General features: G+C 73.5%; 1 protein-coding gene. It reads right to left on the reverse strand.

Annotation, left to right across the window (positions count from 1 at the left end; all coding sequences use genetic code 11):
• Positions 1-699 (reverse strand): MSMEG_4193 family putative phosphomutase (locus C1I99_RS31695; protein WP_111137790.1); only part of this gene is annotated, 699 nt, incomplete at its 3' end.
• Between the last annotated feature and the right edge of the window lie 207 nt (positions 700-906).

Raw genomic sequence — 906 nt, forward strand, 5'->3', positions numbered from 1 at the left:
GCCCACCGCCGCGTCGGAGTCGGCCGCGCCCGCCGCCCGGGCACCGCCCCGGCGCCGCTTACGCGGCGGCGGCACCAGACCGGTCAGATCGCCGCCGGTGTCGTTGAGCCGGACCAGGAACGGCCGCAGCGGCGTGTAGCGGATCGCGGTCACCGAGGCCGGGTCCACCACGATCCGCTGAAAGAGATCCAGGTGTACGCCGAGCGCGTCGGCCACGATGGCCTTGATCACGTCACCGTGGCTGCACGCCAGCCAGACCGCCTCGGGGCCGTGCTCCGCGGTGACCTGGGCGTCCCAGGACCGCACCGCGGCGACCGCCCGCGCCGCCATCGCCGCCATCGGCTCCCCCTCCGGGAAGACCGCCGCGCTCGGGTGCTGCTGGACCACCGGCCAGAGCGGCTCCTTGGCCAGCTTCTTCAGCGGCTGCCCCTCCCAGGTGCCGTACCCACACTCGACCAGACCCTCCTCCGGCACCGGGTCGACCTCGGGCAGCGCCAGCTCCAGCGTCTGCCGGCAGCGGATCAACGGGCTGGTCACCACCGCGGCCAGCGGCACCGGCCTCAGCCGCTCGCCGACCGCGCCGGCCTGCGCACGGCCGGTCTCGTCCAGCTCGACCGGCTGACGGCCGGCCAGCCCACCGTCGGCATTCGCGGTCGTCCGGCCGTGTCGCAGGAGCAGAAGGGTCGCCACGCTGACCACCCTAGGGCCTGGGCCGCAGGTGATCGACTTGGTGTCGCTGATGCGGGGTGTCCGGTTGCCGCTGTCGGTGCCACGGCGGGCCGACCGGGACGACCATCGCCGGTGTGATGTAGGTCTTTGGTGGGTCTGGGTGGTTAGGTGCCGGGCTGGGTGGTGGCTGTCTGGATGTCGGGTTTCGGGGTGTGACCGGGGGCATTCGGGGTTTGG

Origin of the sequence: Micromonospora deserti (genome assembly GCF_003236335.1) — a bacterium.
Taxonomy (GTDB): Bacteria; Actinomycetota; Actinomycetes; order Mycobacteriales; family Micromonosporaceae; genus Micromonospora; species Micromonospora deserti.